The sequence below is a fragment of the Cupriavidus sp. CPT47-8839-RL05A genome, assembly GCF_058792255.1.
The window spans coordinates 1-23,469 of record NZ_JBYTEG010000003.1 but is presented as its reverse complement, the minus strand read 5'-3'; the positions used below and the strand labels follow the sequence as shown (position 1 = coordinate 23,469).

General features: G+C 64.8%; 21 protein-coding genes and 1 other RNA gene. 15 read left to right on the top strand and 7 right to left on the bottom strand.

The window, feature by feature from the left end:
* Positions 1-246 precede the first annotated feature (246 nt).
* The 5 genes from AC3WVS_RS03790 (at position 247) to AC3WVS_RS03770 (ending at position 5,793) form a co-directional block, all read left to right on the top strand.
* Positions 247-1,314, top strand: a complete 1,068-nt coding sequence (locus AC3WVS_RS03790) for a sensor histidine kinase (protein WP_492317459.1) — start codon at positions 247-249, stop codon at positions 1,312-1,314.
* The gene (locus tag AC3WVS_RS03785) at positions 1,311-1,961 is read left to right on the top strand and encodes a response regulator (protein WP_492317458.1); all 651 of its coding nucleotides are present in this window, start codon (positions 1,311-1,313) and stop codon (positions 1,959-1,961) included. Before AC3WVS_RS03790 ends, AC3WVS_RS03785 begins: the two co-directional genes overlap by 4 nt.
* A 135-nt stretch (positions 1,962-2,096) precedes the next feature.
* Positions 2,097-3,365: an amidohydrolase family protein gene (locus AC3WVS_RS03780; RefSeq protein ID WP_492317457.1), complete on the top strand. Its 1,269-nt coding sequence runs from the start codon at positions 2,097-2,099 to the stop codon at positions 3,363-3,365.
* Between the two features lie 37 nt (positions 3,366-3,402).
* On the top strand, positions 3,403-3,939 hold the full coding sequence (locus tag AC3WVS_RS03775) for a DUF1097 domain-containing protein (RefSeq protein WP_492317456.1): 537 nt from the start codon (positions 3,403-3,405) through the stop codon (positions 3,937-3,939).
* 132 nt (positions 3,940-4,071) lie between these two features.
* Complete coding sequence (locus AC3WVS_RS03770; RefSeq protein ID WP_492317455.1) at positions 4,072-5,793, top strand: gamma-glutamyltransferase family protein; 1,722 nt, start codon at positions 4,072-4,074, stop codon at positions 5,791-5,793.
* A 213-nt stretch (positions 5,794-6,006) separates the two neighbouring features.
* On the opposite strand, the gene AC3WVS_RS03765 is transcribed toward AC3WVS_RS03770, so the two are convergent.
* From AC3WVS_RS03765 to ompA, 5 genes are all read right to left on the bottom strand, one after another.
* The gene (locus tag AC3WVS_RS03765) at positions 6,007-6,228 is read right to left on the bottom strand and encodes a DUF2188 domain-containing protein (protein WP_492317454.1); all 222 of its coding nucleotides are present in this window, start codon (positions 6,226-6,228) and stop codon (positions 6,007-6,009) included.
* Between the two features lie 314 nt (positions 6,229-6,542).
* Positions 6,543-6,901, bottom strand: a transfer-messenger RNA (tmRNA) gene (gene ssrA / locus AC3WVS_RS03760).
* 83 nt (positions 6,902-6,984) lie between these two features.
* A complete protein-coding gene (gene gph, locus AC3WVS_RS03755) occupies positions 6,985-7,659 on the bottom strand; it encodes a phosphoglycolate phosphatase (RefSeq protein WP_492317453.1) in 675 nt (224 codons plus the stop codon).
* Positions 7,656-8,414, bottom strand: coding sequence for a bifunctional 2-polyprenyl-6-hydroxyphenol methylase/3-demethylubiquinol 3-O-methyltransferase UbiG (ubiG, locus tag AC3WVS_RS03750; protein ID WP_492317452.1), 759 nt, complete (start codon positions 8,412-8,414; stop codon positions 7,656-7,658). Before ubiG ends, gph begins: the two co-directional genes overlap by 4 nt.
* A 125-nt stretch (positions 8,415-8,539) precedes the next feature.
* Positions 8,540-9,193 carry an outer membrane protein OmpA gene (gene ompA / locus AC3WVS_RS03745; protein ID WP_010812964.1) on the bottom strand — a complete coding sequence of 218 codons (654 nt, stop codon included), beginning with the start codon at positions 9,191-9,193 and terminating at the stop codon, positions 8,540-8,542.
* 433 nt (positions 9,194-9,626) lie between these two features.
* Between ompA and gyrA the strand changes: the two genes are divergently transcribed.
* From gyrA to aroA, 7 genes are all read left to right on the top strand, one after another.
* Positions 9,627-12,293 carry a DNA gyrase subunit A gene (gene gyrA / locus AC3WVS_RS03740; RefSeq protein WP_492317451.1) on the top strand — a complete coding sequence of 889 codons (2,667 nt, stop codon included), beginning with the start codon at positions 9,627-9,629 and terminating at the stop codon, positions 12,291-12,293.
* Positions 12,294-12,387: 94 nt separating this feature from the next.
* Positions 12,388-12,951 carry a DUF2059 domain-containing protein gene (locus AC3WVS_RS03735; protein ID WP_492317450.1) on the top strand — a complete coding sequence of 188 codons (564 nt, stop codon included), beginning with the start codon at positions 12,388-12,390 and terminating at the stop codon, positions 12,949-12,951.
* A 159-nt stretch (positions 12,952-13,110) separates the two neighbouring features.
* Complete coding sequence (serC, locus tag AC3WVS_RS03730; RefSeq protein ID WP_492317449.1) at positions 13,111-14,268, top strand: 3-phosphoserine/phosphohydroxythreonine transaminase; 1,158 nt, start codon at positions 13,111-13,113, stop codon at positions 14,266-14,268.
* Positions 14,269-14,376: 108 nt separating this feature from the next.
* Complete coding sequence (gene pheA / locus AC3WVS_RS03725) at positions 14,377-15,537, top strand: prephenate dehydratase (protein ID WP_492317448.1); 1,161 nt, start codon at positions 14,377-14,379, stop codon at positions 15,535-15,537.
* Positions 15,538-15,565: 28 nt separating this feature from the next.
* A complete protein-coding gene (gene hisC, locus AC3WVS_RS03720; RefSeq protein WP_492317447.1) occupies positions 15,566-16,693 on the top strand; it encodes a histidinol-phosphate transaminase in 1,128 nt (375 codons plus the stop codon).
* Positions 16,694-16,801: 108 nt separating this feature from the next.
* Complete coding sequence (locus tag AC3WVS_RS03715) at positions 16,802-17,698, top strand: prephenate dehydrogenase (RefSeq protein ID WP_454750222.1); 897 nt, start codon at positions 16,802-16,804, stop codon at positions 17,696-17,698.
* Positions 17,699-17,739: 41 nt separating this feature from the next.
* Positions 17,740-19,044 carry a 3-phosphoshikimate 1-carboxyvinyltransferase gene (gene aroA / locus AC3WVS_RS03710; RefSeq protein ID WP_492317446.1) on the top strand — a complete coding sequence of 435 codons (1,305 nt, stop codon included), beginning with the start codon at positions 17,740-17,742 and terminating at the stop codon, positions 19,042-19,044.
* Here the strand turns inward: aroA and AC3WVS_RS03705 are convergent.
* Positions 19,041-19,277: a DUF2061 domain-containing protein gene (locus tag AC3WVS_RS03705; protein ID WP_492317445.1), complete on the bottom strand. Its 237-nt coding sequence runs from the start codon at positions 19,275-19,277 to the stop codon at positions 19,041-19,043. The genes aroA and AC3WVS_RS03705 overlap by 4 nt on opposite strands.
* A 125-nt stretch (positions 19,278-19,402) precedes the next feature.
* Here AC3WVS_RS03705 and cmk point away from each other — a divergent pair, with 125 nt between their 5' ends.
* The 3 genes from cmk (at position 19,403) to AC3WVS_RS03690 (ending at position 22,385) form a co-directional block, all read left to right on the top strand.
* Entirely contained in the window at positions 19,403-20,071 is a 669-nt protein-coding gene (gene cmk / locus AC3WVS_RS03700; protein ID WP_492317444.1) for a (d)CMP kinase, read from the top strand.
* A 166-nt stretch (positions 20,072-20,237) separates the two neighbouring features.
* Positions 20,238-21,932 carry a 30S ribosomal protein S1 gene (gene rpsA / locus AC3WVS_RS03695; RefSeq protein WP_010812954.1) on the top strand — a complete coding sequence of 565 codons (1,695 nt, stop codon included), beginning with the start codon at positions 20,238-20,240 and terminating at the stop codon, positions 21,930-21,932.
* A gap of 30 nt (positions 21,933-21,962) precedes the next feature.
* Positions 21,963-22,385 (top strand): integration host factor subunit beta, encoded by a 423-nt coding sequence (locus AC3WVS_RS03690; RefSeq protein WP_010812953.1) that lies wholly within the window; start codon positions 21,963-21,965, stop codon positions 22,383-22,385.
* A gap of 63 nt (positions 22,386-22,448) precedes the next feature.
* Here AC3WVS_RS03690 and AC3WVS_RS03685 read toward each other — a convergent pair.
* A partial coding sequence (locus AC3WVS_RS03685; RefSeq protein ID WP_492317443.1) for an IS4 family transposase occupies positions 22,449-23,469 on the bottom strand: 1,021 nt, incomplete at its 5' end.

Genomic DNA, 23,469 nt, shown 5'->3' with positions numbered 1-23,469 from the left:
CCGGAACGGAAGAACTGCCAAACAGCTCCTTGATCCACACCATGCCGCAAGGCTCTGTGATCCGGACGTTCGCTTTCGTCCAGCCATTGAGGAAAACGACAAGCGCATGGCCGCCGGTTGCTGGCTATAGTCTGCGAGGGGATGCAGACAGGCCATGCAGTTTGATGAATGCAATGCATGAATCGATACTTGTCTGTCATGAATCGGGCGCCTGCCGGCAAGGCAAGGGCCCGGCAAGGAGAAGTCATGGATACGTATGTCGACCTGCAGCGGGCCATCCTGAACAACATACCCGACCAGGCCTGGCTGAAGGACGTCGGCTCCCGCTACGTCCTGGTCAATGACGCCTTCATGGCCGCATGCGGGCGGTCCGAGGCCGAGATCCTGGGCAGCACGCCGGACAAGGTGTGGTCGGAGGAATGGGGACAGGTCTACCTGGGCACCGACAAGGCCGTGGTGGCCAGCGGCATCCGCCGGCGCTATGAGGAATGCCGTCACGGCCAGGACGGCAGCCTGCACTGGTTCGATACGATCAAGATGCCGATTCGGGGCCAGGACGGCGCGGTCGTCGGCACGGTCGGCATCTCGCGCGACATTACCGACCGCAAGCGCTCCGAGCAGGAACTGCTGGACTCGCGCGCGCAGCTGCGTGAGTTGTCCGCCTACCTGCAGTCCGTGCGCGAGGCGGAGCGCACCCGGATCTCACGCGAGCTGCACGATGAGCTTGGCCAGTCCCTGACGGCATTGCGCCTGGGTCTGAGCTTTATCGAAGCGCAGCAGGGCCCCGATGCTGGCGACGCGTGCCGCAAGCATTTGCAGATGCTCAAGCAGATCGCGGATTCGACGGTGGACGCGGTGCAGCGCATCGCGGCAGACCTGCGCCCGCCGCTGCTGGATGAGCTGGGGCTGACCGCTGCGATCGAGTGGCTGGCCGAGTCCTTTTCCGAGCGCGGCGGCATCGCCTGCGAGCTGGCGCTGCAGCCCGTTGGCGAGCTCGGCGCCGAACTCAGCACCGCGGTCTTTCGCATCGCGCAGGAAGCGCTGACCAATGCCTGCCGTCATGGCCGCGCCGATCGCGTGCGGGTGGAACTGAGCGAGGCCGGCGGAACCTTGCGGCTGGTGGTTGCCGACAACGGCCGCGGCATCGATGCGTCCAGGGCCGGGCATCGCCGCAGCCTGGGTTTGCTGGGGATGCGCGAGCGTGCGCTGATGCTGGGCGGCAAGCTGGCGGTAACCGGCGAGAAGGGCGGCGGCACCCGGGTCGAGGCGCAGATTCCCAATGCCGGCGCTGCCGGCAACGGAGGGGCAAGATGATCCGCCTGATGCTTGCCGACGACCACACTATCATCCGCGACGGGCTCAAGAAGATCTTCTCCACCGTGCCCGACATGCAGGTGGTGGCCGAAGCCGCCGACGGCTGCGAAGTGTTGGCGCTGCTGCGCGCGCAGGCGCCGGACGTGCTGTTGCTGGACATGTCGATGCCGGGGCGCAGCGGCATCCTGCTGATCCAGCAGATACGGGCCGGCTATCCGGCGCTGCCGGTCCTGGTGCTGAGCATGTACCGCGAGTCGCAATACGCGGTGCAGGCTATCCGCGCGGGCGCGGCTGGCTACCTGACCAAGAATGTCGAGTCCGACCAGCTGCTCGGTGCCATCCGCAAGGTGGCGCGCGGCGGTACCGCGGTCTCGCCGGCGATTGCCGACAAGCTCCTCAGCCAGGCCCGGCAGCCCGATGCCATGCTGCCGCATGCACGGCTGACGGCGCGTGAACTGCAGGTGTTCCAGATGCTGGCCGAGGGGCTGGGCATCAACGAGGTCGCCGCGGCGCTGTTGCTCAGCGCCAAGACGGTAAGCACCCACAAGGCCAACATCCTCGGCAAGATGGACATCGCATCGACGGCCGGGCTGGTGCACTACGCCATCCGCCACGGCCTGCTCGCCGAAGCCGGGGACGCGGCCTAGTCTGCTGCGGTGCGTCTAGGAAAATCCTTAGGTCGAATTCAGCCAATCCTGATGTAGCGATGCCGGCCCGGCACCTACGCTTCAGGTAGCGAAGCCCTGACTTCGCCTGCATAACAAGACCTGAGGAGACAAGCCATGCAGCTGGATCTGCTGATCCGGGACGCCTGCGTTCGCGACGACGCGCCCCTGACCGATATCGCCATCCGCGACGGCCGCATCGCCGCCATCGAGCCCGGCATCGACGTGCCGGCGCATGAAGTGATCGAGGCCGGCGGCCGCGCCGTCATCCCGGGGCTGGTCGAAGCGCACCTGCACCTGGACAAGGCTCTGCTGCACCGCCGCCTGCCGGCGCGCTTCGGCACGCTGGACGAAGCCATCCGCGTCACCGGTATCCTGAAAAGCAAGCAGCAGCGCCAGGATGTGCTGGACCGCTCGCGCCAGGTGCTGGACATGGCGGTCAGGAACGGCACGGTGGCGATCCGCGCGCATCCCGATGTCGACCTGATCCAGGGGCTGATCGGGGTGGAGACGCTGCTTGAGCTGAAATCGGAGTACCACGATCTGCTCGACCTGCAGATCGTGGCCTTCCCGCAAGAGGGCATCCTGAAATCGCAGGGCACCCGCGAGCTGCTGACAGAGGCCATGGACATGGGCGCCGATGTGGTCGGCGGCTGTCCGTACAACGAGCTGAGCTGGGCCGACACCATGCGCCATATCGACATGGTCTTCGAACTGGCACAACGCTATGACGCGCCGGTGGATATGCATGCCGATTTTGCCGACGACACCGGCGACCAGCGCTTTGCCGCAGTGTCATATATCGCGCAGAAGACCATCGAAGCCGGCTACCAGGGGCGCGTGTCGCTGGGCCATGTCACGAGCCTGGGCGCGCTTGACGCGGCGCAGCTGCAGCCGCTGATCGAGCAGATCCGCGAGGCCGGCATCAGCATCGTCACGCTGCCCGCCACCGATCTCTATCTCGGCGGCCGCAAGGACGTCCAGAACCAGCGCCGCGGGCTGACGCCGGTGAAGGCCCTGCACAGCGGCGGGGTCAACGTGGCGTATTCCTCGAACAATATCCGCAATGCCTTCACCCCGTTCGGCAAGGCCGACATGCTGCAGATCGGCAACATGCTGGCGCACGTGGCCCAGTTCGGCGTGCCCGAGCACCAGCTCGCGGTGCTCGACATGGGCACGCACAACGCCGCGCGCGCGATCGGCCTGCACGACACCTATGGCCTCAAGGTCGGGCGCCAGGCGGACCTGGTCGTGCTCGATACCTTCCAGGTGGCCGATGCGCTGATCGACATCCCGCCGCGGCTCTGGGTGGTGAAGCGCGGCAAGATCACCGTGGTCACGCAGCATCGCTGCGAGATCCATCGGCACCGGTGCTGCCCGCACTGACAGCAATGCCCGTTCCCCGCCCATCAAGGAGTCGATCATGAGAAAGCTGCCTGCCGAAGTCGTGGCCTCACTGCTTGCCATCACCACTGTTCCCATCGCCGCGCATGCCTCGCACCTGCCGCCATGGGCCATCTTCATCAGCTGGGCCGCGACCTTTGCCATGGGCGGTCCCACGCCGGAGAACCTGAAGAAGATCTGGCCGACGCTGCCGGTGGGCTCGCTCTTTGCCTTTGTCATCGTGCTTTGCTTCCGCCAGGCAGCCGAGCAGTTCTCCGGCCCTGCGCTGATCGTGGCGGAGATGGTGATCCTGTTCACGCTCAACGCTTCGATGATGTACCTCGCACGCGTGTTCGTCAGGCTGCGCTTCATCCCCGGCATGTTCTTTGGCTTTGCCTCGTATTTTGCAACGCTGTTCGGCGGCTTCGGCCCGGTGCCGGGCGATCCCGTTGTCGCGCTCGGGGCGGTGATCGCCATGAATGCGCTCGGGCCGGCCTATGCCTGGATCAAGCATCACTATGCCGCGCCGGAATCCGTTGCCGAACGCCCATGGCAGGGCTGGAAGACCGAGACCTGAGCCGACGTGTCCTGCCGGGTCTGCGTGCAAGGCGCGGCTTGACCCGGCGCCATCATCGAATCGTTATCGCGGCGGCCGGCGCGTAGGGAATGTCAGCGTCGGACGGTCGCCGCGTATCCGGGGGAAGTGAGTATGGAATTTCTGGGTGAAGTGGATCCTTGCGGCACCGGCACGTCGCGTCGGGCATTCCTGGCCGGCTCGGCCGCGCTGGCGGGCAGCACAGTATTGCCTGCTGTCGGGCAGGAACTGGCGCAGGAGCCGGCGCAATCCGGGCGCGCGGGGCTGGCGCATTCGTCCACGGGCATGGTCACGAGCCCGCATGGACTGGCCAGCCAGGCGGGGCTTGAGGTACTGAAGGCCGGGGGCAACGCCATCGAGGCGGCGATTGCCATCGGTGCAGTGCTGAGCGTGACATATCCTCACTTTACCGGCCTGGGGGGCGACGCCTTCCTGGTGGTCAGCGACCGCGGCGGCAATGTGCGCACGTTCTCCGGCATCGGCCAGGCCGCGTCCGAGACCTCGGGTTATGCCGGCACCATTCCGCTGAGGGGCCCGGCAGCGGCCCTCACTGCCGCCGCCACCGTTGCGATCTGGGACCGCGCCTTTGCCTTCAGCCGGGACCAGTGGGGCGGCACGCAGTCGTGGTCGGCGCTGCTGGCGCGGGCCACCGAGTACGCCGCCAACGGATTCCCGGTCACGCCGTCACAGTGCTTCTGGCAGGAGTTCCGCTCGGCGGATCTGTCAGGCTGGGATGGCTTCGGACAGGTCTTCATGCCAGACGGGCGCATGCCCAGGCCGGGCCAAATGTTCCGCCAGCCCGAGCTGGCCCGCACCCTGGACCGGGTGGCGACACAAGGCGGGCGCGAATTCTACGAGGGCGACCTCGCCGGTCGCCTTGCCGCCGGGCTGGCCAAGGCCGGCTCGCCGTTGCGCGAACAGGACCTGGCGCGCTGCCAGGCGCGCGAAGAAGTGCCGCTGCGCGTGGCTTACCGCGACGGCGAACTGCTCGGCCTGCGTCCGCCCACGCAAGGCGTGACCACGCTGGAGATCATGGGCATCCTCGACCGGTTCGATCTGTCCGGTATCCCGGAAGGCAGCGCAGACTATTACCACCTGCTGGTCGAGGCGGTGAAGCTGGCGTTCCTGGACCGCAACCGCTATGTCGCCGATCCCGATTTTGTCGACGTGCCGCTGGACCGGCTGTTGTCCAGGTCCAATCTCGATGCCCACGCGCGCCGCATCCGCATGGACCGCGCCATGGCGTGGCCGCATGTGTTCAAGCCCGGCGACACGGTCTACATCGGCGCCGCCGACCGCGAGGGCCGCTGCGTGAGCATGCTGCAGACCGTCTATTTCGACTGGGGCAGCGGCCTGGTCGTCGGCGACACGGGGGTGCTCTGGCACAACCGCGGCGCATCGTTCAGCCTCGATCCCGCCAGCCCCAACGTGCTGCGCGGCGGCAAGCGGCCATTCCATACCCTCAATCCCGGCATCTACCTGAAGCAGGGCCGGCCGCACCTGCTGTACGGCACGCAAGGCGCCGACGGCCAGCCGCAGACACTGGCCGCGGTGCTGACACGGATGATCGACTACGGCATGGATCCGCTGACGGCTCTGCGCCGCCCGCGCTTCCTGCTGGGCAAGACCTTCTCGGACAGCCGCGACAGCCTCAAGCTGGAACAGGATGCCGGCCTGCCGGTGTTCAGCGAGCTTGCCGCGCGCGGCCATCAACTGAGCCCGATCCCTGCGCAAAGCCAGCTGGCCGGCCATCCGGGTGCGATCCGGATCGATGCCGGCGGCCAGCTTGCCGGCGCGCACGACCCGCGCAGCGATGGCCGGGCGCTGGGGGTATAAACCGGCGCACCAGCGCCTGCCGCGCTTCCCGCTGACGCTGCGCGGTGCTGGTGCGTCACCCAAGAAAAAGCCCTCGGCCAGGGAGGACGAGGGCCACAAGTGGTAGCGGGCGAGTCGCAGTACGCCCGCATGCCATGATGGTGCCGCTACGCGATCCGGGCATCCCCAATTCTGGGGATGTTGCTTTCAATTGCGCGCTGATAGCACCAACCATCAATGGAGCAAAGGAGCGTGCAATTCCCTGAAATCGAACGCGTCCGATTTGTCATTGATGCCATGAATCGTCAGGACAGCATCGTGGGTCATCGCCAGCTGCAGGCCTGCGGCAATCGCGGCATCGCGGGACGGGTAGACCGGTCCGGGGTTATCGCGGTCGTATTCCAGGGCCCACTGCGCGTCTCGCGTGAGCATGACCTCGATGGACTTGATTGGCATCGCCAACTCCGTTTCATGTGGACGATGTGCGTTCGCGCGGGCGTGGAGAAAGGGCCTGGCAACGGGAGCCGGTGCCAGGCCAGCCCGCCTGTGGAGCACTGTGTTGCTGATGCCGTGCGTTGCCCGGCCTGCAGCAATTCCAGCGTAGGCCAGCGCTGGGGTAATGACTGCAAACAACTGCAAACGCGGCGGTGCGATACGGATGCCGTCCTGGAAGGCAGATGGCGGGGGATCCGGCCGCCAAAGAAAAAACCCGCGAAGCCTTGGGCTTGCGCGGGTTTCTAGACCTGCTGGTATTGCATCGGACTGAATACTGGTGGAGCCGGCGGGAATCGAACCCGCGTCCGTAAGCCCTCCACAGAGAGTTCTACATACTTAGTTCTGTCATTTGATTTAACCGGTGCATCGCGGACGAACACGCTCTGCAACGGCGAGTCACTAGATTTTCGTCCCCGGCTTCGTGACCCTTCCGGAGCTTATCTGACGTAAATGACCTCGCGTGGTCTTGCGACCCTAGCCCGTCAGCGAGCCAGTGCGAGGACGGCCGCAATTAAGCGGCCAGTGCGTAACGTTCGTCGTTAGCAGTTATTGCATTCCCATTGATTAACGAGGTGACGGGTCCTCGGTATGCCCTCCACTGCTTTGTAACCCACGTCGAAACCAGGTCGGCCCCAGTGAGGAAGCTGGATTGTACCCGGTTGGACGCAAGCTGTCGCGGGGAGTTCCTGGCTCGGCCAGGATAACCCTGCGACACAATCAGGCGACCGCGGCGGGCAACAGCAGCGGGATCAGCTCGGCCGGGTGGCGGATCAGGTGGTCGGCGCCCCAGGTCTCGGGCGGTTCGGCGTCGCCGCAATAGCCATAGGCGGCGGTGACGGTGATCATGCCGGCGGCCTTGCCGGCCTGGATGTCGCGCAGGTCATCGCCCACGTAGACGCACTGGCGCGGGTCGACGCCGGCGCTTGCCGCGGCATGCAGCAGCGGGGCGGGGTGCGGCTTGGCGTGGGCCGTGGTGTCGCCGCTGACGACCGCGCTGGCGCGCGGGGCCAGGCCGATCGCGGCGACCAGCGGCACGGTGAAGCGGGCGATCTTGTTGGTGACGATGCCCCACGGGATGCCCGCTGCCTCGAGCGCGGCCAGCACTTGCGGCATGCCGTCGAACAGGCGCGTGTGCACCGCGATGTCGGCCTCGTAGTAGTCCAGGAAGACATCGCGCAGCGCCGGGAACTCTGCATCCTCCGGACGCAGGCCGAAGGCTGCACCCAGCAGTCCGCGCGCGCCGTGCGAGGCGACGGGACGCAGTTTTTCATAGGCCACCGGCGCCTGGCCGCGTTCGACGACCAGCCGGTTGGCGGCCGCCGCCAGGTCCGGCGCGGTATCTGCCAGCGTGCCGTCCAGGTCGAAGAAGACCCCTGCAATGCCGGCCCTCATGCTGCCACCCGGCGGAACGCCATCATGTAGTTCACATCGGTGTCGCGGCCCAGCGCATACACCTGCGACAGCGGGTTGTAGGTCATGCCGCGCATTTCCAACAGGTCCAGCCTGGCCTGGCGGGCAAAGCGCGCGAGCTCGGACGGCGTGATGAACTTGTCGTAGTCGTGCGTGCCGCGCGGCAGCATATTGAGCACGTATTCCGCGCCGACGATGGCCAGCAGGTAGGCCTTCAGGTTGCGGTTGATGGTCGAGAAGAACACATAGCCGCCGGGCTTGACCAGCGTGGCACAGGCTTGCACGATCGACGCCGGATCGGGCACATGCTCCAGCATCTCCATGCAAGTCACCACATCGACGCTCGCCGGTTCACGTGCGGCCAGCGCTTCTGCGGCGATCTCTTCGTAGGTGACGGCAACGCCGGTCTCCAGGCTGTGCAGGTCCGCTACCTTCAATGCCTTGGTCGAGAGATCGATACCGCGCACCGTGGCACCCAGGCGTGCCATGCTTTCGGACAGGATGCCGCCGCCGCAACCCACGTCGACCACGCGCTTGCCGGCCAGGCCGGCGATGCCGTCGATCCAGCCCAGGCGCAGCGGGTTCAGCTCATGCAGCGGCTTGAACTCGCTTTCCGGGTCCCACCAGCGGTGGGCCAGTTCGCTGAACTTGTCGATTTCCTTCGGATCGGCATTGCGGCGCGGCAGGTCCTGATTGGCGGCACCGGCTGCGGAAAGGGTTTGCGATTGCAACGTCATCGTATGCGGGGCCGGCGGCACTAGCCGCGCCGGCGGTGTGAAGGGAAGAGAGGGACAGTCCGGGCAACTGTACCAAAAAAAAAGCCCAGCTTGCGCTGGGCTTTTCGTCGTCGGAAAGAATCCGATTAACGTGCGCTGCGGGTGCCGACCACTTCGACTTCCACGCGGCGGTTCGGCTGCTGGCAGGCGATCTGGGACTTGCGGTTGCCCTTGCACGACTTCGGATCGACCTTCAGCTGGCGCTTGCCCTTGCCTTCGGTGTAGACGCGGTTGGCTTCAACGCCCTTGCTCACCAGGTAAGCCTTGACCGATTCAGCACGACGGATCGACAGGCGATCGTTGTACTTGTCCGAACCGAACGAGTCGGTGTGGCCAACGGCGATGATGACTTCCAGGGTGATGCCTTGCAGCTTCGAGACCAGGTCGTCCAGCTTGGCCTTGCCTTCCGGCTTCAGGACAGCCTTGTCGAAGTCGAACAGGGTGTCAGCAGCGAAAGTGACCTTCTCGCTCGAGACGACCGGAGGAGCCACCGGAGCCGGTGCCGGTGCCGGTGCGGCCGGGGCCAGGGCGCCGTCGCACAGCGCGTTGGCGGTGGCCGGGGTCCAGGAGCTGTCGCGCCAGCAGAGCTCGTTCGTGCCATTCTTCCACACGTACTCGCTCGTACCGTTGCCCCAGTTGTCGTTCACTGCCTTCTTTTCATAAGGGACGGACTGAGCTTGAGCGGATGCAGCCATTACTGCGGTAGCTGCAACGAGCGCGAGCTTGGCAAATTTTTTCATATTTCTCCTCTCAGGATGAGATCACCGCAGGGTTACTGCGAGCAAATGGACGAAAACAAGTCATACATTCTTCGGAGTATAACATTCTCGATGTGGTGGATGCTCCACTTCGAACAATGTCTGGCTCTTCGCTGGGGAATTGTGCCACAAGGGTCGTTTCCTAAGAAGTAAATATATTCGATTCGCCGCATGGGTTTTGGGCCTGTGGTGTTTGTGCAACATGGGTCTTGTATCGCCCGCAAAGCCTTGTGGCATCAGGGATTCCGGGTTTCAGTCAGGGCCTCGGGAGGTGTGCGCAAGGGCTGTCCGGAGAGCGGCAGGCGGGGGGTGGCGGCATGTTAGAATGGCACGTTGCCCAGCCGTCAGGCGCCCACCGTGCCGCGCGCTAAAGGGCCTGTCATTCGCTTAAACCTGCCGCATAAACCACGCCGCAATGGATCCATTCGCAAAAGAAACCCTTCCGGTCTCCCTCGAAGAGGAAATGCGCCGCTCCTATCTCGATTACGCCATGAGCGTGATCGTGGGCCGGGCGCTTCCTGATGTGCGGGACGGCCTGAAACCGGTGCACCGGCGCGTGCTGTTTGCGATGCACGAGCTCAACAACGACTGGAACCGACCCTACAAGAAGTCGGCCCGTATCGTCGGTGATGTGATCGGTAAGTATCACCCGCACGGCGATACCGCAGTCTACGACACCATCGTCCGCATGGCGCAGGACTTCTCGCTGCGCTACATGCTGGTCGACGGCCAGGGTAATTTCGGTTCGGTCGACGGCGATAACGCCGCGGCCATGCGTTATACCGAAATCCGCCTGGCGAAAATCGCCCACGAGATGCTGTTCGACATCGACAAGGAAACCGTCGATTTCGACAGCAACTACGACGGCTCTGAAAAAGAGCCTTCGATTCTGCCGGCGCGTATTCCCAATCTGCTAATCAACGGTTCGTCCGGTATTGCGGTGGGCATGGCCACCAATATCCCACCACATAACCTGAATGAAATCGTCGATGGCTGTCTGCACCTGCTGCGCAACCCGCAGGCGACGGTGGATGAGCTGATTGAATTGATTCCGGCGCCTGATTTTCCGACCGCCGGGATTATCTATGGCATCCAGGGCGTTCGCGAAGGCTATCGCACCGGCCGCGGCCGCGTGGTGATGCGGGCCAAGACGCACTTCGAGGACATCGACCGCGGCCAGCGCCAGGCGATCATCGTCGATGAGCTGCCCTACCAGGTCAACAAGCGCACCTTGCTCGAGCGCATCGCCGAACTGGTCACTGAAAAGAAGATCGAGGGCATTTCCGACATCCGCGACGAGTCGGACAAGTCTGGCATGCGCGTGGTGATCGAGCTCAAGCGCAATGAGGTGCCTGAGGTTGTTCTCAACAACCTATATAAGAACACCCAGCTGCAGGACACCTTCGGCATGAACATGGTGGCGCTGGTCGACCGCCAGCCGCGCCTGCTGAACCTGCGCCAGATGCTGGAGTACTTCCTGGCGCACCGGCGCGAAGTCGTCACCCGCCGCACGGTGTTCGAGCTGCGCAAGGCGCGCGAGCGCGGCCACGTGCTGGAAGGCCTGGCCGTGGCGCTGGCCAATATCGACGAATTCATCGCCATCATCAAGGCCGCACCGACGCCGCCGATCGCCAAGCAGGAACTGATGGCGAAGGCATGGGATTCGGCCCTGGTCCGCGAAATGCTTGCGCGCGCCGAAGGCGAGACCCCGGGCGGCCGCGCCTCCTATCGTCCGGACGGGCTGCCGCCGGTGTTCGGCATGCAGGCAGACGGCCTGTACCGCCTGTCGGATGGCCAGGCGCAGGAAATCCTGCAAATGCGCCTGCAACGCCTCACCGGGCTCGAACAGGACAAGATCGTCCAGGAATATCGCGACATCATGGCGGTAATCACCGACCTGCTGGATATCCTGGCGCGGCCGGAGCGTATTACTGCCATCATCATCGACGAACTCACCGCTATCCGCGCCGAATTCGGCGACGAGCGCCGTTCGCAGATCGAGCTGAACGCGACCGAGCTGGACACCGAAGACCTGATCACGCCGCAGGACATGGTGGTCACGCTGTCGCACAGCGGCTATATGAAGAGCCAGCCGATTTCCGAGTACCGCGCGCAAAAGCGTGGCGGACGCGGCAAGCAGGCGGCAGCGACCAAGGAAGACGACTGGATCGACACGCTGTTCGTGGCCAATACCCACGACTACATCCTGTGCTTCTCCAACCGCGGCCGGCTCTACTGGCTGAAGGTGTACGAGGTGCCGCAGGGCTCCCGCAACTCGCGCGGGCGCCCGATCGTCAACATGTTCCCGCTGTCCGAAGGCGAGAAGATCAATGTGATCCTGCCGGTCAAGCAGTTTGACGCCGAGCACTTCATCTTCATGGCCACCGCCCGCGGCACGGTCAAGAAGACCGCCCTGACCGAGTTCTCCAATCCGCGCAAGGCCGGCATCATTGCGGTCGACCTGGACGAGGGCGACTACCTGATCGGCGCGGCCGTGACCGACGGCCAGCACGATGTGATGCTGTTCTCCGATGCCGGCAAGGCCGTGCGCTTCGACGAGAACGACGTGCGTCCGATGGGCCGCCAGGCGCGCGGCGTGCGCGGCATGAACCTTGAAGACGGCCAGACCGTAATCGCCATGCTGGTGGCGCCGGCCGAGACCGCCGAAGAGGCTGAGGCGGGCATGCGCGGCAGCGTGCTGACCGCGACCGAGAACGGCTACGGCAAGCGCACCCCCATTGCTGAGTACACTCGACACGGCCGCGGCACCAAGGGCATGATTGCGATCCAGACGAGCGAGCGCAATGGCCGTGTGGTGGCGGCAGCACTGGTTTCGCCCGAGGATGAGATCATGCTGATCACCACCGGCGGCGTGCTGATCCGTACCCGCGTGGCTGAAATCCGCGAAATGGGCCGCGCCACGCAGGGTGTCACGCTGATCAACGTTGACGAAGGCACCAAGTTGTCCGGGCTGCAGCGCATCGTCGAAAGCGATGCCGACAACGGTGCCGGTGGCGACGAGGCTGAAGACGCCGACGGTGCAGAAGGTGCTGCCGGGGCCGACTTGGACGCTAATCCGTAAGACAAATCGTAAATTGTTGCAACAATAGGACGCCAGCCGGAACTCGCCTCGCGGCTGTCCGGACTAAAACGGACGTATTTACCAGGGAGTCACAATGCTCAAAACCTATCGACGTATCGCAGTTCTGGCCGCTTTCGTTCCGACCTTCATGATGGCGCAGCACGCCCATGCGCAGGATGCGGAAAAGACAGCAGCCATCAAGGAACTGCTTTCCGTCATGCAGGCTGACCAGGCCGTCAAGGGCCAGGCCGAAAACTGGCAGCAAGGCGCCAAGCAGGAAGCTCCGCTGGTGCTGGAACAAGTGCTGGTCGAGAACAAGACCCTGAACGACAAGCAGAAGCAGGCCGCTGTCGAAAAGCTGAAGAAGAACGGCGCGGTGCAGCGCATGGTTGACGGCGCCGGCTCGGCGTTCAGCACCGATGGCTTCCGCAAGGACGCGATCCAGGCGCACTACGATGCCTTCGGCAAGTACTACTCGACGGCGGAACTCAAGGACCTGACCACCTTCCTGAAGTCGCCGACCGGCCAGAAGTTCATGGCCAACCAGGGCAAGGCGACCCAGGAGATCTGGGGTTCGATGATGCAGAAGTACGGCACGCAGGTCGGCAAGTCGATGCGCGACGCCGCAGAGAAGGAAATCACCGCCGCTTCGAAGTGATGCTGGCGTGATCCGCGACTGAATCAGACCGCCGCCCGCCTGCAGCCTTGCAGGCAAGTGCGGCCCCGGGGCCTGGCCCCGGGTGCCCAACGGGGCGCGGGTTTGAGGGATAATGGCTGCTTGGGTAACACCGGCAGCCATTTTTCCATTCCCCGTCTCATGAACGATCCCCAGAATCCCGCTCTTGCCGGCATGATGCAGCGTGCATTGGCCGAACGTGTCTACAACTTCTCCCCTGGCCCGGCGGCGCTGCCCGCCGAAGTGCTGCAACAGGCTGCCGAGGAGATGCTGTCCTGGCACGGGACCGGGGTTTCGGTGATGGAGATGAGCCACCGCAGCCGCGAATTCGAAAGCATCCATAACGAAGCGATCGCTGACCTGCGCGAGTTGCTGCACATCCCCGCCAATTTCAAGGTGCTGTTCCTGCAAGGCGGCGCCATCGGCGAAAACGCCATCGTGCCGCTGAACCTGATGCGGCTGCGCAGCGCCGAGCAGCCCAAGGCCGATTTCGTCGTCACCGGCACCTGGTCGGTCAAGACCGAGCAGGAAGCCCGCCGCTATGGCGCGGTCAATATCGCTGCCACCAGCGAGGCGCAGAAATTCCACCGCATCCCCGACGTTGCGGACTGGAAACTGTCGGACGATGCCGGCTACGTGCACCTGTGCACCAACGAGACCATCGTCGGCGTGGAGTTCCAGGACATTCCCGATATCGGCCAGGTCAAGGGCGACCGCGTGGTGGTGGCGGACGCTTCCAGCCATATCCTGTCGCGCCCGATCGACTGGTCGCGCGTGCAGGTGGTCTACGGCGGCGCGCAGAAGAATATCGGCCCGGCCGGCGTCACCATCGTGATCGTGCGCGACGACCTGCTCGGTCATGCCCACCCGCTGTGCCCGTCGGCATTCAACTGGCGCCTGGTGGCCGAGCACAACTCGATGTACAACACGCCGCCGACCTATGCGATCTATATCGCCGGCCTGGTCTTCAAGTGGCTCAAGCGCCAGGGCGGCGTGCCCGCGATCGAGCAGCGCAATATCGCCAAGGCGTCGGCGCTGTACAACTACCTGGACCAGAGCGATTTCTATCGCAACGAGATCCATCCGAGCTGCCGCTCGCGCATGAACGTGCCGTTCTTCCTGGGCGACGAATCGCGCAATGAAGCGTTCCTGCAGCAGGCGCGGGCCAACGGCCTGGTGCAGCTCAAGGGACACAAGACCGTGGGTGGCATGCGCGCCAGCATCTATAACGCGATGCCGCTGGAAGGCGTGATGGCGCTGGTCGATTTCATGCGCGAGTTCGAGCGTACATCCGCCTGACGCGCATTCCCGCTGGCTGCCCGCGCACGTCAGGCACAGTGCGCCGGCAGGCAGAGGTCAGTTTTTCTCCGGCCGCCGCGCCCCGGCGGCCCACCGGATTCATACAAAATGACAAGCCAAGACCGCACCCCCGCGCGCGAGGAGACGCCGCCCAACGAGCAGCAGAACGATAGCCACCTGAGCGAAGCCGAGCGCAAGCTGTCGGTCGAGCTGGGCCCGCTGCGCGAGCAGATCGACACCGTTGACCGCGAACTGCTGGCGATGCTGAACCGCCGCGCCAAGCTGGCACTCGAGGTCGGCGAGGTCAAGAAGAAGTACGGCGCGCCGGTGTTCCGCCCGGAGCGCGAGCTGCAGGTGATCCGCAAGGTGCAGGGCGCCAACCCCGGCCCGCTGCTGGGCGAAAGCGTTGCGGCGATCTGGCGCGAGGTGATGTCCGCATGCCGCGGGCTGGAAAAGCCGCTGGAAGTGGCTTTCCTCGGCCCGGCCGGCACGTTCTCCGAGCAGGCGCTGTATGCGCACTTCGGCCATGAGGTGTCGGGCGTGCCTTGCCCGAGCATCGACGAGGTGTTCCGTGCCGTCGAGGCGGGCACGGTCGAGTACGGCGTGGTGCCGGTCGAGAACTCCACCGAGGGCGCGGTGTCGCGCACGCTCGACCTGTTCCTGCAGACCTCGCTGAAGATCAGCGGCGAGATCGCGCTCAAGGTGCACCACAACCTGATGGCATCTACGCCCGACATGCAGGGCGTCACGGTGGTGCGCGCGCATGCGCAGGCACTGGCGCAGTGCCAGCACTGGCTGACCGCCAACTATCCGCACCTGGAGCGCCAGGCGGTGTCGAGCAATGCCGAGGCCGCGCGCATGGCCAGCGAAGACCCGACCGTGGCCGCGATTGCCGGCGAGTCCGCCGCCAACCGCTATCACCTGCATATCGTGCGCACGCATATCCAGGACGATCCCCACAACCGCACGCGCTTTGCCGTGATCGGCCGCTATGAGACCGAACCGTCGGGCAGCGACCAGACCTCGATGATCCTGTCGGTGCCCAACAAGGCCGGCGCGGTGTACCAGCTGCTGGCGCCGCTGGCGGAGAACGGTGTTTCAATGTGCCGCTTCGAGTCGCGCCCGGCGCGCAGCGGCGCGTGGGAGTACTACTTCTACGTCGACGTGGAAGGGCACCAGCATGAGCCGGCAGTGGCGCGCGCCATCGAAGAGCTGCGCCGCAACGCGGCTTACCTGAAGGTGCTGGGCTCGTATCCGTCGAGCAAGTAAGGCAGCCAGGCAAGAACAAGGAGACGAGATGGCAGAGCAGGGTAAGCAAGGCGGCACGGTGTTCGGACCCGGCTATGTGCGGGCGATTTCGCCGTACGTTGCCGGCAAGCCGATTTCGGAAGTCGCGCGCGAGTTCGGCCTGGACGAGGCCGGCATCGTCAAGCTCGCCTCTAATGAAAATCCGCTCGGCATGCCCGAGTCGGCCCGCCGCGCGGTCGCCGATGCGGTGGCTGAACTCGGCCGCTACCCGGATTCCAACGGCTTTGCGCTGAAGGGCGCGCTGTCGGCGCGCTTCGGCGTGCCCGCCGACTGGCTGACGCTGGGCAACGGCAGCAACGACATCCTGGAGCTGGCCGCGCATGCGCTGGTGGAGCCGGGTCAGTCGATCGTCTATGCCCAGTACTCGTTCGCGGTCTACGCGCTGGCCACGCAGGAGATCGGCGCACGCGCCATCGAAGTGCCCGCGCGCGACTACGGCCATGACCTGGAGGCGATGGCCGCGGCGATCGCGCCGGATACGCGCCTGGTCTTTATCGCCAACCCGAACAACCCGACCGGCACGTTCGTGCCGGCCGCGCAGATCGAAGCCTTCCTGCAGCGGGTGCCGGCCAATGTGGTGGTTGTGCTGGACGAGGCGTACAACGAATACCTGGATGCCGACCAGCAATATGATTCGCTCGCCTGGGTGCGCCGCTACCCGAACCTGATGGTGTCGCGCACGTTCTCCAAGGCCTATGGCCTGGCGGGCCTGCGCATCGGCTACGCGGTGGCGCAACCGGAGCTGTCGGACCTGCTGAACCGCATCCGCCAGCCGTTCAACGTCAACAGCGTGGCGCAGGCCGCGGCCATCGCGGCGCTGGGCGATGCCGGGTTCCTGCGCCGCAGCGCCGAGCTGAACCGTGCCGGCAAGCGCCAGCTGACCGATGCCTTCGACCGGCTCGGGCTGGAATACGTGCCGTCGTCCGGCAACTTCGTGATGGTGCGCGTGGGCGATGACGACGGCGCCGGCGCGCGCGTCAACCTGGCCTTGCTGAAGCAGGGCGTGATCGTGCGGCCGGTGGGCAACTACAACCTGCCGCGCTGGCTGCGCGTGACCATCGGCCTGGCCGAGGAGAACGCGGCCTTCATCGCGGCGCTGGAGCGGGCGCTGGCGTGAGCGCGGCTACAATCGCGGCGTTTCGCTGCAGGCTGCTTGCCTGCCTCGTTGCCAATCATCGATTTACCTCGGCCTGGTCCGAGCCACTGCCCCTAGCGGCCTGAGATTGTGAGTGCATTGCATTTTTCCCGTGTTGTCATTGTCGGTGTCGGCCTGATCGGCGGCTCGCTCGCGCTGGCGCTCAAGCGCGCCGGCGTGGTGGGCACGGTGGTCGGGGTGGGGCGCTCGCCGGCGTCGCTGCAGAAGGCGCTGGATCTTGGCGTGATCGACGAGGCCGCGACGCTGGCGGATGCCGCGCGCGGCGCCAGCGTGATCGTGCTGTGCGCGCCGGTGGCGCAGAACTTTGCGCTGCTGCACGCGCTGGAGCCGCACCTGCAGCCGGGCACCATCGTCACCGATGCCGGCAGCACCAAGTCAGACGTGATCATGGCGGCCAAGACGGCGCTCGGCGACAAGGTCGCGCAGTTCGTGCCGGCACACCCGATCGCCGGGCGCGAGCTCAACGGCGTGGAGGCGGCGCTGCCGGACCTGTACCTCGGCAAGAAGACCGTGCTGTGCCCGCTGCAGGAAAACTCGCGCGCCGATGTCGCCGCGGTGCGCGCCATGTGGGAAAGCGCCGGCGCAGAATGCCATGTGATGTCGGCAGTGCAGCACGACGCGGTGTTTGCCGCGGTCAGCCACCTGCCGCACGTGCTGTCGTACGCGCTGGTGGCGCAGGTCGCCAATGCGGAAGATGCCGCGCTGAAGCTGGGCTTCGCCGGCGGCGGCTTCCGCGATTTCACGCGCATCGCGGCCTCGTCGCCTGAGATGTGGCGCGACATCTGCGTGGCCAACCGCGACGCGCTGCTGCGTGAGCTGAATACCTACCAGTCGGTGCTGGCGCACCTGAAGGCGCAGATCGAGAAGGGCGACGGCGACGCGCTCGAACGCATCTTCGCGCGCGCCAGCAAGACCCGGCTGGCCTGGGGCGCAGAGCGTGCCGCGGGCAACCATACCGAACCCTGAACCAATAGCCTGACCGCGGCGCCCCGGCGCCCACGAAAACCATGGAACACCTGACGCTAGGCCCCCTGACCCGCGCCAACGGCACCGTCCGGCTGCCGGGCTCGAAGAGCATCTCCAACCGCGTGCTGCTGCTGGCCGCACTGGCCACGGGCGAAACCCGCGTGCGCGACCTGCTCGATTCCGACGACACCCGCGTGATGCTGCAAGCGTTGCGCACGCTCGGCGTGGCGTGGCGGCAGGAAGGCGACGACTACATCGTCACCGGCGCCGGGGGCAATTTTCCGAACAAGTCGGCCGAACTGTTCATGGGCAATGCCGGCACCGCGATCCGCCCGCTGACTGCCGCGCTTGCGCTGCAGGGCGGCAGCTACAAGCTGTCGGGCGTGCCGCGCATGCATGAGCGGCCGATCGGCGACCTGGTCGACGGCCTGCGCCAGGTGGGCGCCGTGATCGACTACCTTGGCAATGAAGGCTTTCCGCCGCTGCATATCCAGCCGGCCGGCATTCGCATCGACGCGCCGATCCGCGTGCGCGGCGATGTGTCGAGCCAGTTCCTGACCGCGCTGCTGATGAGCCTGCCGATGGCGCAATCCGACAGCGGCCGCATCGAGATCGAAGTAGTAGGCGAGCTGATCTCCAAGCCGTATATCGAGATCACGCTGAACCTGCTGGCGCGCTTCGGCATCGAGGTCGAGCGCCAGGGCTGGGAGCGCTTCGTGCTGCCGGCCGGCGCGGCTTACCGCTCGCCAGGCGAGATCTTTGTTGAGGGCGATGCGTCGTCCGCTTCCTACTTCCTGGCGGCCGGTGCGATCGGCGGTGGCCCGGTCCGGGTGGAAGGCGTGGGCATGGCCAGCATGCAGGGCGATGTGCGCTTCGCCGAGGCGCTCAACCGCATGGGCGCCAATGTGATGGCAGGTGACAACTGGATCGAAGTGCGCGGCACGGAACGCGACGACGGGCGCCTGCACGGCATCGAGCTGGACTGCAACCATATCCCCGATGCGGCGATGACACTGGCGGTGGCGGCACTGTTTGCCGAAGGCACGACCACGCTGACCAATATCGCCAGCTGGCGCGTCAAGGAAACGGACCGTATCGCGGCGATGGCGACGGAACTGCGCAAGCTCGGCGCAGTCGTGGAAGAAGGGGCCGACTATCTGCGTGTGACGCCGCCGCAACCGTGGCAGACTCCGGCCGACGGCATTGGCACCTATGATGACCATCGCATGGCGATGTGCTTCTCGCTGGCAGCCTTTGGGCCGCTGCCGGTGCGGATCAATGATCCGGGCTGTGTGGCGAAGACGTTCCCGGATTACTTCAGCGTGTTTGCGGGCGTGACCGTCTAAGCGCTGGCCAGGTTGGCGTGGTCGCGCTGCGCCGGGGCGCGGTCGCGGGCAGTTCCGGCCTGGCGGCGCTCGCGCTTCTCCCAGTAGCGGTCGAAGAAGTAGTGGGCCACGGTATTGACGGCCGGCTCGATGAAGGTGATGGCACCGCTGATGGCGAGGCTGCCGGTCAGCGCATACGTCACGCTGAAAGCGATGCCGAGGTGCATGATGCCGAAAGTCAGGGTTTTTGCCATGGTAGATTGCCTCGCGACTGGACGGAAAGGGCACGGTGCCGCGGCTGCGGCGAAGTGCCATGAATCAAATGATAATTATTCTCAATTGAATTCACAATCAATCGTTTCTCTTGGTTTTATAAACAATGACTATCGTCAACGTCATCGCCATTGACGGGCCGACTGCCTCGGGCAAGGGCACTGTCGCGCACAAGGTCGCGGACGCCGTGGGCTTTCACCTGCTCGACAGCGGCGCCCTGTACCGGCTCGTGGCGCTGGCCAGCGACCGCGCCGGGATTGACTTGGCGGACGTGGACGCGCTTGCAAAGATCGCTTCCCGCCTCGATGTGAAGTTCGGCCCTGACCGCGTCTGGATGCAAGGCGAGGAAGTCAGCCTGGCAATCCGTGCCGAGGCGATCGGCAACCGGGCCTCGGCCATCGCCGTGCACCAGCCGGTGCGCGACGCGCTGACCCAGCTGCAGCGCAGCTTCCGCAAGCTGCCGGGGCTGGTCGCCGACGGCCGCGACATGGGCACTGTGATCTTCCCGGATGCGCCGCTCAAGGTGTTCCTGACCGCAAGTGTTGAGGCGCGCGCTCGCAGGCGCTATAAACAATTGATTGATAAGGGAATTTCTGCTAATATCGAAGACCTTTTGCGTGACCTTGAAGCGCGCGATGTACGGGATCGCACCCGCACCGCCGCGCCGCTTCGTCCCGCCGAGGATGCAAAGCTGCTGGATACCTCCGATATGACGGTGGACCAGGCAGTGGCGCAGGTGCTGGAGTGGTTTGCCGCTGTGCGGCCCGATGCATGAGATGCATGCGGGCGCATCAGTAGAAGCGGCGTACCCCGACGGCACCAGATGGCGCCAGCCCGGGCAAGGCTTGTGGCTGGCTTGTGTCAAACCTGACCCCGCTGCACTGGCAGACTGAGCGCGATAGTCGCGCCGGCCAGCGTATTGCGGATTTCACCTTACGTTTATGTCCGACCTGCAAACTAACGAATCCTTTGCCGCACTGTTCGAGGAATCCGTCGCCCGCTCCAATATGAAGGCTGGCGAAGTGATCTCCGCTGAAGTCGTGCGCATCGACCACAATTTCGTGGTCGTCAATGCCGGCCTCAAGTCCGAGGCATTCGTGCCGGTGGAGGAGTTCCTGAACGACCAGGGCGAACTCGAAGTGCAGGCCGGCGACTACGTCTCCGTGGCCATCGATGCGCTCGAGAACGGCTATGGCGACACCATCCTCTCCCGCGACAAGGCCAAGCGCCTGGCATCGTGGCTGAACCTCGAGAAGGCGCTGGAAGACGGCGAGATCATCTCGGGTACCGTGACCGGCAAGGTCAAGGGCGGCCTGACGGTGATGGTCAACGGCATCCGCGCGTTCCTGCCGGGTTCGCTGGTTGACGTGCGCCCGATCAAGGACACCACCCCGTACGAAGGCAAGACCCTGGAATTCAAGGTCATCAAGCTGGATCGCAAGCGCAACAACGTGGTGCTGTCGCGCCGCGCCGTGGTCGAAGCGACCCTGGGCGAAGAGCGCCAGAAGCTGATGGAAACCCTGAAGGAAGGCGCCATCGTCAACGGTATCGTCAAGAACATCACCGACTACGGCGCATTCGTGGATCTGGGTGGCATTGACGGCCTGCTGCACATCACCGACCTGGCCTGGCGCCGTGTCCGCCACCCGAGCGAAGTGCTGTCGGTTGGCCAGGAAATCACCGCCAAGATCCTCAAGTTCGACCAGGAAAAGAACCGCGTCTCGCTGGGCGTGAAGCAGCTGGGCGAAGATCCGTGGGTCGGCATCTCGCGCCGCTACCCGCAAGGCACCCGCCTGTTCGGCAAGGTGACCAACCTGACCGACTACGGCGCGTTCGTCGAGATCGAAGCCGGCATCGAAGGCCTGGTGCACGTGTCGGAAATGGACTGGACCAACAAGAACGTTGCCCCGTCCAAGGTTGTCCAGCTGGGCGACGAAGTCGAAGTCATGGTGCTGGATATCGATGAAGACAAGCGTCGTATCAGCCTGGGCATGAAGCAGTGCAAGGCCAATCCGTGGGACGATTTCTCGCGTAACCACAAGAAGGGCGACAAGCTGGCCGGCCAGATCAAGTCGATCACCGACTTCGGCGTGTTCATCGGCCTGCCGGGCGGCATCGACGGCCTGGTGCACCTGTCGGACCTGTCGTGGCAAGAGACTGGCGAAGAAGCCGTTCGCAAGTACAAGAAGGGCGACGAAGTCGAAGCCGTGGTCCTGGGCATCGACGTCGACAAGGAACGCATCTCGCTGGGCATCAAGCAGCTGTCGGGCGATCCGTTCAACAACTTCATCTCGGCCAACGACAAGGGTTCGCTGGTTCAGGGCACCATCAAGGCGGTTGACGCCAAGGGCGCCGTGGTCCAGCTGGCTGACGATGTGGAAGGCTACCTGCGTGCTTCGGAAATCTCCGCTGACCGTGTGGAAGACGCCCGCAACGTGCTGAAGGAAGGCGAGCAGATCACCGCCCTGGTGGTGAACGTCGACCGCAAGTCGCGCAACATCAACCTGTCGATCAAGGCCAAGGACAGCGCAGAGCAGCAAGAAGCGATGCAGAAGTTCCAGGCTGACACCGGCACGGCTGGCACGACCAACCTCGGCGCCCTGCTGAAGGCCAAGCTCGGCCAGGACAACCAGTAATCGCAGGCCCCCGCGCTTGCGCGTATGCCCATGACCAAGTCGGAGCTCGTCGAAAAACTGGCTGCCCGCTTCCCCCAGCTGCTGCTGCGGGACGCGGACATCTCGGTCAAAACGATACTCGACGCGATGTCCGAGGCGTTGGCCGATGGCCACCGCATCGAGATCCGCGGATTCGGCAGTTTTGGTCTGAACAAGCGTCCGCCTCGCGTGGGGCGCAATCCCAAGTCCGGCGAGCGTGTGCTGGTTCCCGAGAAACGGGTGCCGCACTTCAAGGCGGGCAAGGAATTGCGCGAACGGGTTGACCGCAGCCAGCCGGCGCCTCCGGGCGCCAATGGCAACGGTCATGCCGCCGGCACGGCCCAGGCCGTGCCGGGCAAGGTAGGCCAGGGCAGCGCTCCCGCTGCAGCGGCGGGATTGCACGAGGGTGGGCTGAATTTTGTCCGCTCTTCCTGATTGCCGGGTTTTGCCTGCTGCTTGTGTGGTTGAAAAAAGCGCCCCCCTTCGGGGTAATGCCGTTCAGTTAAGGTCCTTCTTCAGGTACCGAACGGTGTAGCGAGAAGGTCGCGACTTAACGATCCGTGCGCATGAGCGTGCGGGTCGTTTTTCGTTTGGGAGCGCCTTCAGGCGCTCGCGCAAGCGCTGTAGCAGTGCAGGCAGTTTGCCGTGTGATCGCGTTGCGGCAGCCCACATTAGTTCGTACTGAATGGTATGGAAGGCACGCACGAAGCTGATGTCGGTCGGGGCGATCTTCGCTTCGAGCGCCGCTTTGGCCATTTCCAGCCGAATCGTGTTGTAGGCAATCAGTGCGCCCCAGATTTCCTGATAGACCCCATCTACCGTCTGGCTGCGCAAGGTCAACTCCATCCCCAGCATGGATTGCTTGAGCTCTCGGTAGCTCGTCTCGATCTGCCAGCGGCGCGTGTAGCACGCGACAATATCGGCTGGCTTGAAACGTCGGCGATCCCGTAGGGAAGTCAGCAAAACGCGCTCGCGCCCGCGCGAGTCGATCGTTCGGATGGCGCGCGCCTCCCAGAACTCGGGCAGTTCCGGACACTTCGCCCGCGCTTGGGGTGACACGCGCATGCGCACCGTAGCATCGTCAGGCTTGCCCTCGACGACATCCCAGCGGGTGTTCGTCTTGGCTGGAATCACGAAGTGCCGATTGTGGCCGCCGATGGTGAGTCCACACAGGATCTCGGCGGCCAGAAAGCCCTTGTCGAAGACAGTAATCGAATCGTCAGGGATGCGCGGTACAAGTTGCTTGGCATACACCATCTCATTGGTGTCGTAGCGGCCAAACTCGACATCGCGGATCAGATGGGTCGGAATGGCGGTCAGCGTGACAGCACGCACCTGCGGATAGCTCGCCAGCTTGCCGCTCGGATAGACCTGGGCCCCGAAGTGCCCGCGATTGGCGGGGCTGTCGGCGGTACGAAGGATCGTCCCGTCCATGGCCAGCAGATTCAGTCCTTTGAACACATAGCTGGGCGCATCCTGCTGGCTCCAGGCATTCGCAGACTGGTGAAACAGCCAGGCC

Bases quoted from the DNA above. Each gene is read 5' to 3' on its own strand.
- AC3WVS_RS03790 (WP_492317459.1), top strand. From the start codon at position 247: ATGGATACGTATGTCGACCTGCAGCGGGCCATCCTGAACAACATACCC.
- AC3WVS_RS03785 (WP_492317458.1), top strand. From the start codon at position 1,311: ATGATCCGCCTGATGCTTGCCGACGACCACACTATCATCCGCGACGGG.
- AC3WVS_RS03780 (WP_492317457.1), top strand. From the start codon at position 2,097: ATGCAGCTGGATCTGCTGATCCGGGACGCCTGCGTTCGCGACGACGCG.
- AC3WVS_RS03775 (WP_492317456.1), top strand. From the start codon at position 3,403: ATGAGAAAGCTGCCTGCCGAAGTCGTGGCCTCACTGCTTGCCATCACC.
- AC3WVS_RS03770 (WP_492317455.1), top strand. From the start codon at position 4,072: ATGGAATTTCTGGGTGAAGTGGATCCTTGCGGCACCGGCACGTCGCGT.
- AC3WVS_RS03765 (WP_492317454.1), bottom strand. From the start codon at position 6,228: ATGCCAATCAAGTCCATCGAGGTCATGCTCACGCGAGACGCGCAGTGG.
- gph (WP_492317453.1), bottom strand. From the start codon at position 7,659: ATGAGGGCCGGCATTGCAGGGGTCTTCTTCGACCTGGACGGCACGCTG.
- ubiG (WP_492317452.1), bottom strand. From the start codon at position 8,414: ATGACGTTGCAATCGCAAACCCTTTCCGCAGCCGGTGCCGCCAATCAG.
- ompA (WP_010812964.1), bottom strand. From the start codon at position 9,193: ATGAAAAAATTTGCCAAGCTCGCGCTCGTTGCAGCTACCGCAGTAATG.
- gyrA (WP_492317451.1), top strand. From the start codon at position 9,627: ATGGATCCATTCGCAAAAGAAACCCTTCCGGTCTCCCTCGAAGAGGAA.
- AC3WVS_RS03735 (WP_492317450.1), top strand. From the start codon at position 12,388: ATGCTCAAAACCTATCGACGTATCGCAGTTCTGGCCGCTTTCGTTCCG.
- serC (WP_492317449.1), top strand. From the start codon at position 13,111: ATGAACGATCCCCAGAATCCCGCTCTTGCCGGCATGATGCAGCGTGCA.
- pheA (WP_492317448.1), top strand. From the start codon at position 14,377: ATGACAAGCCAAGACCGCACCCCCGCGCGCGAGGAGACGCCGCCCAAC.
- hisC (WP_492317447.1), top strand. From the start codon at position 15,566: ATGGCAGAGCAGGGTAAGCAAGGCGGCACGGTGTTCGGACCCGGCTAT.
- aroA (WP_492317446.1), top strand. From the start codon at position 17,740: ATGGAACACCTGACGCTAGGCCCCCTGACCCGCGCCAACGGCACCGTC.
- AC3WVS_RS03705 (WP_492317445.1), bottom strand. From the start codon at position 19,277: ATGGCAAAAACCCTGACTTTCGGCATCATGCACCTCGGCATCGCTTTC.
- cmk (WP_492317444.1), top strand. From the start codon at position 19,403: ATGACTATCGTCAACGTCATCGCCATTGACGGGCCGACTGCCTCGGGC.
- rpsA (WP_010812954.1), top strand. From the start codon at position 20,238: ATGTCCGACCTGCAAACTAACGAATCCTTTGCCGCACTGTTCGAGGAA.
- AC3WVS_RS03690 (WP_010812953.1), top strand. From the start codon at position 21,963: ATGACCAAGTCGGAGCTCGTCGAAAAACTGGCTGCCCGCTTCCCCCAG.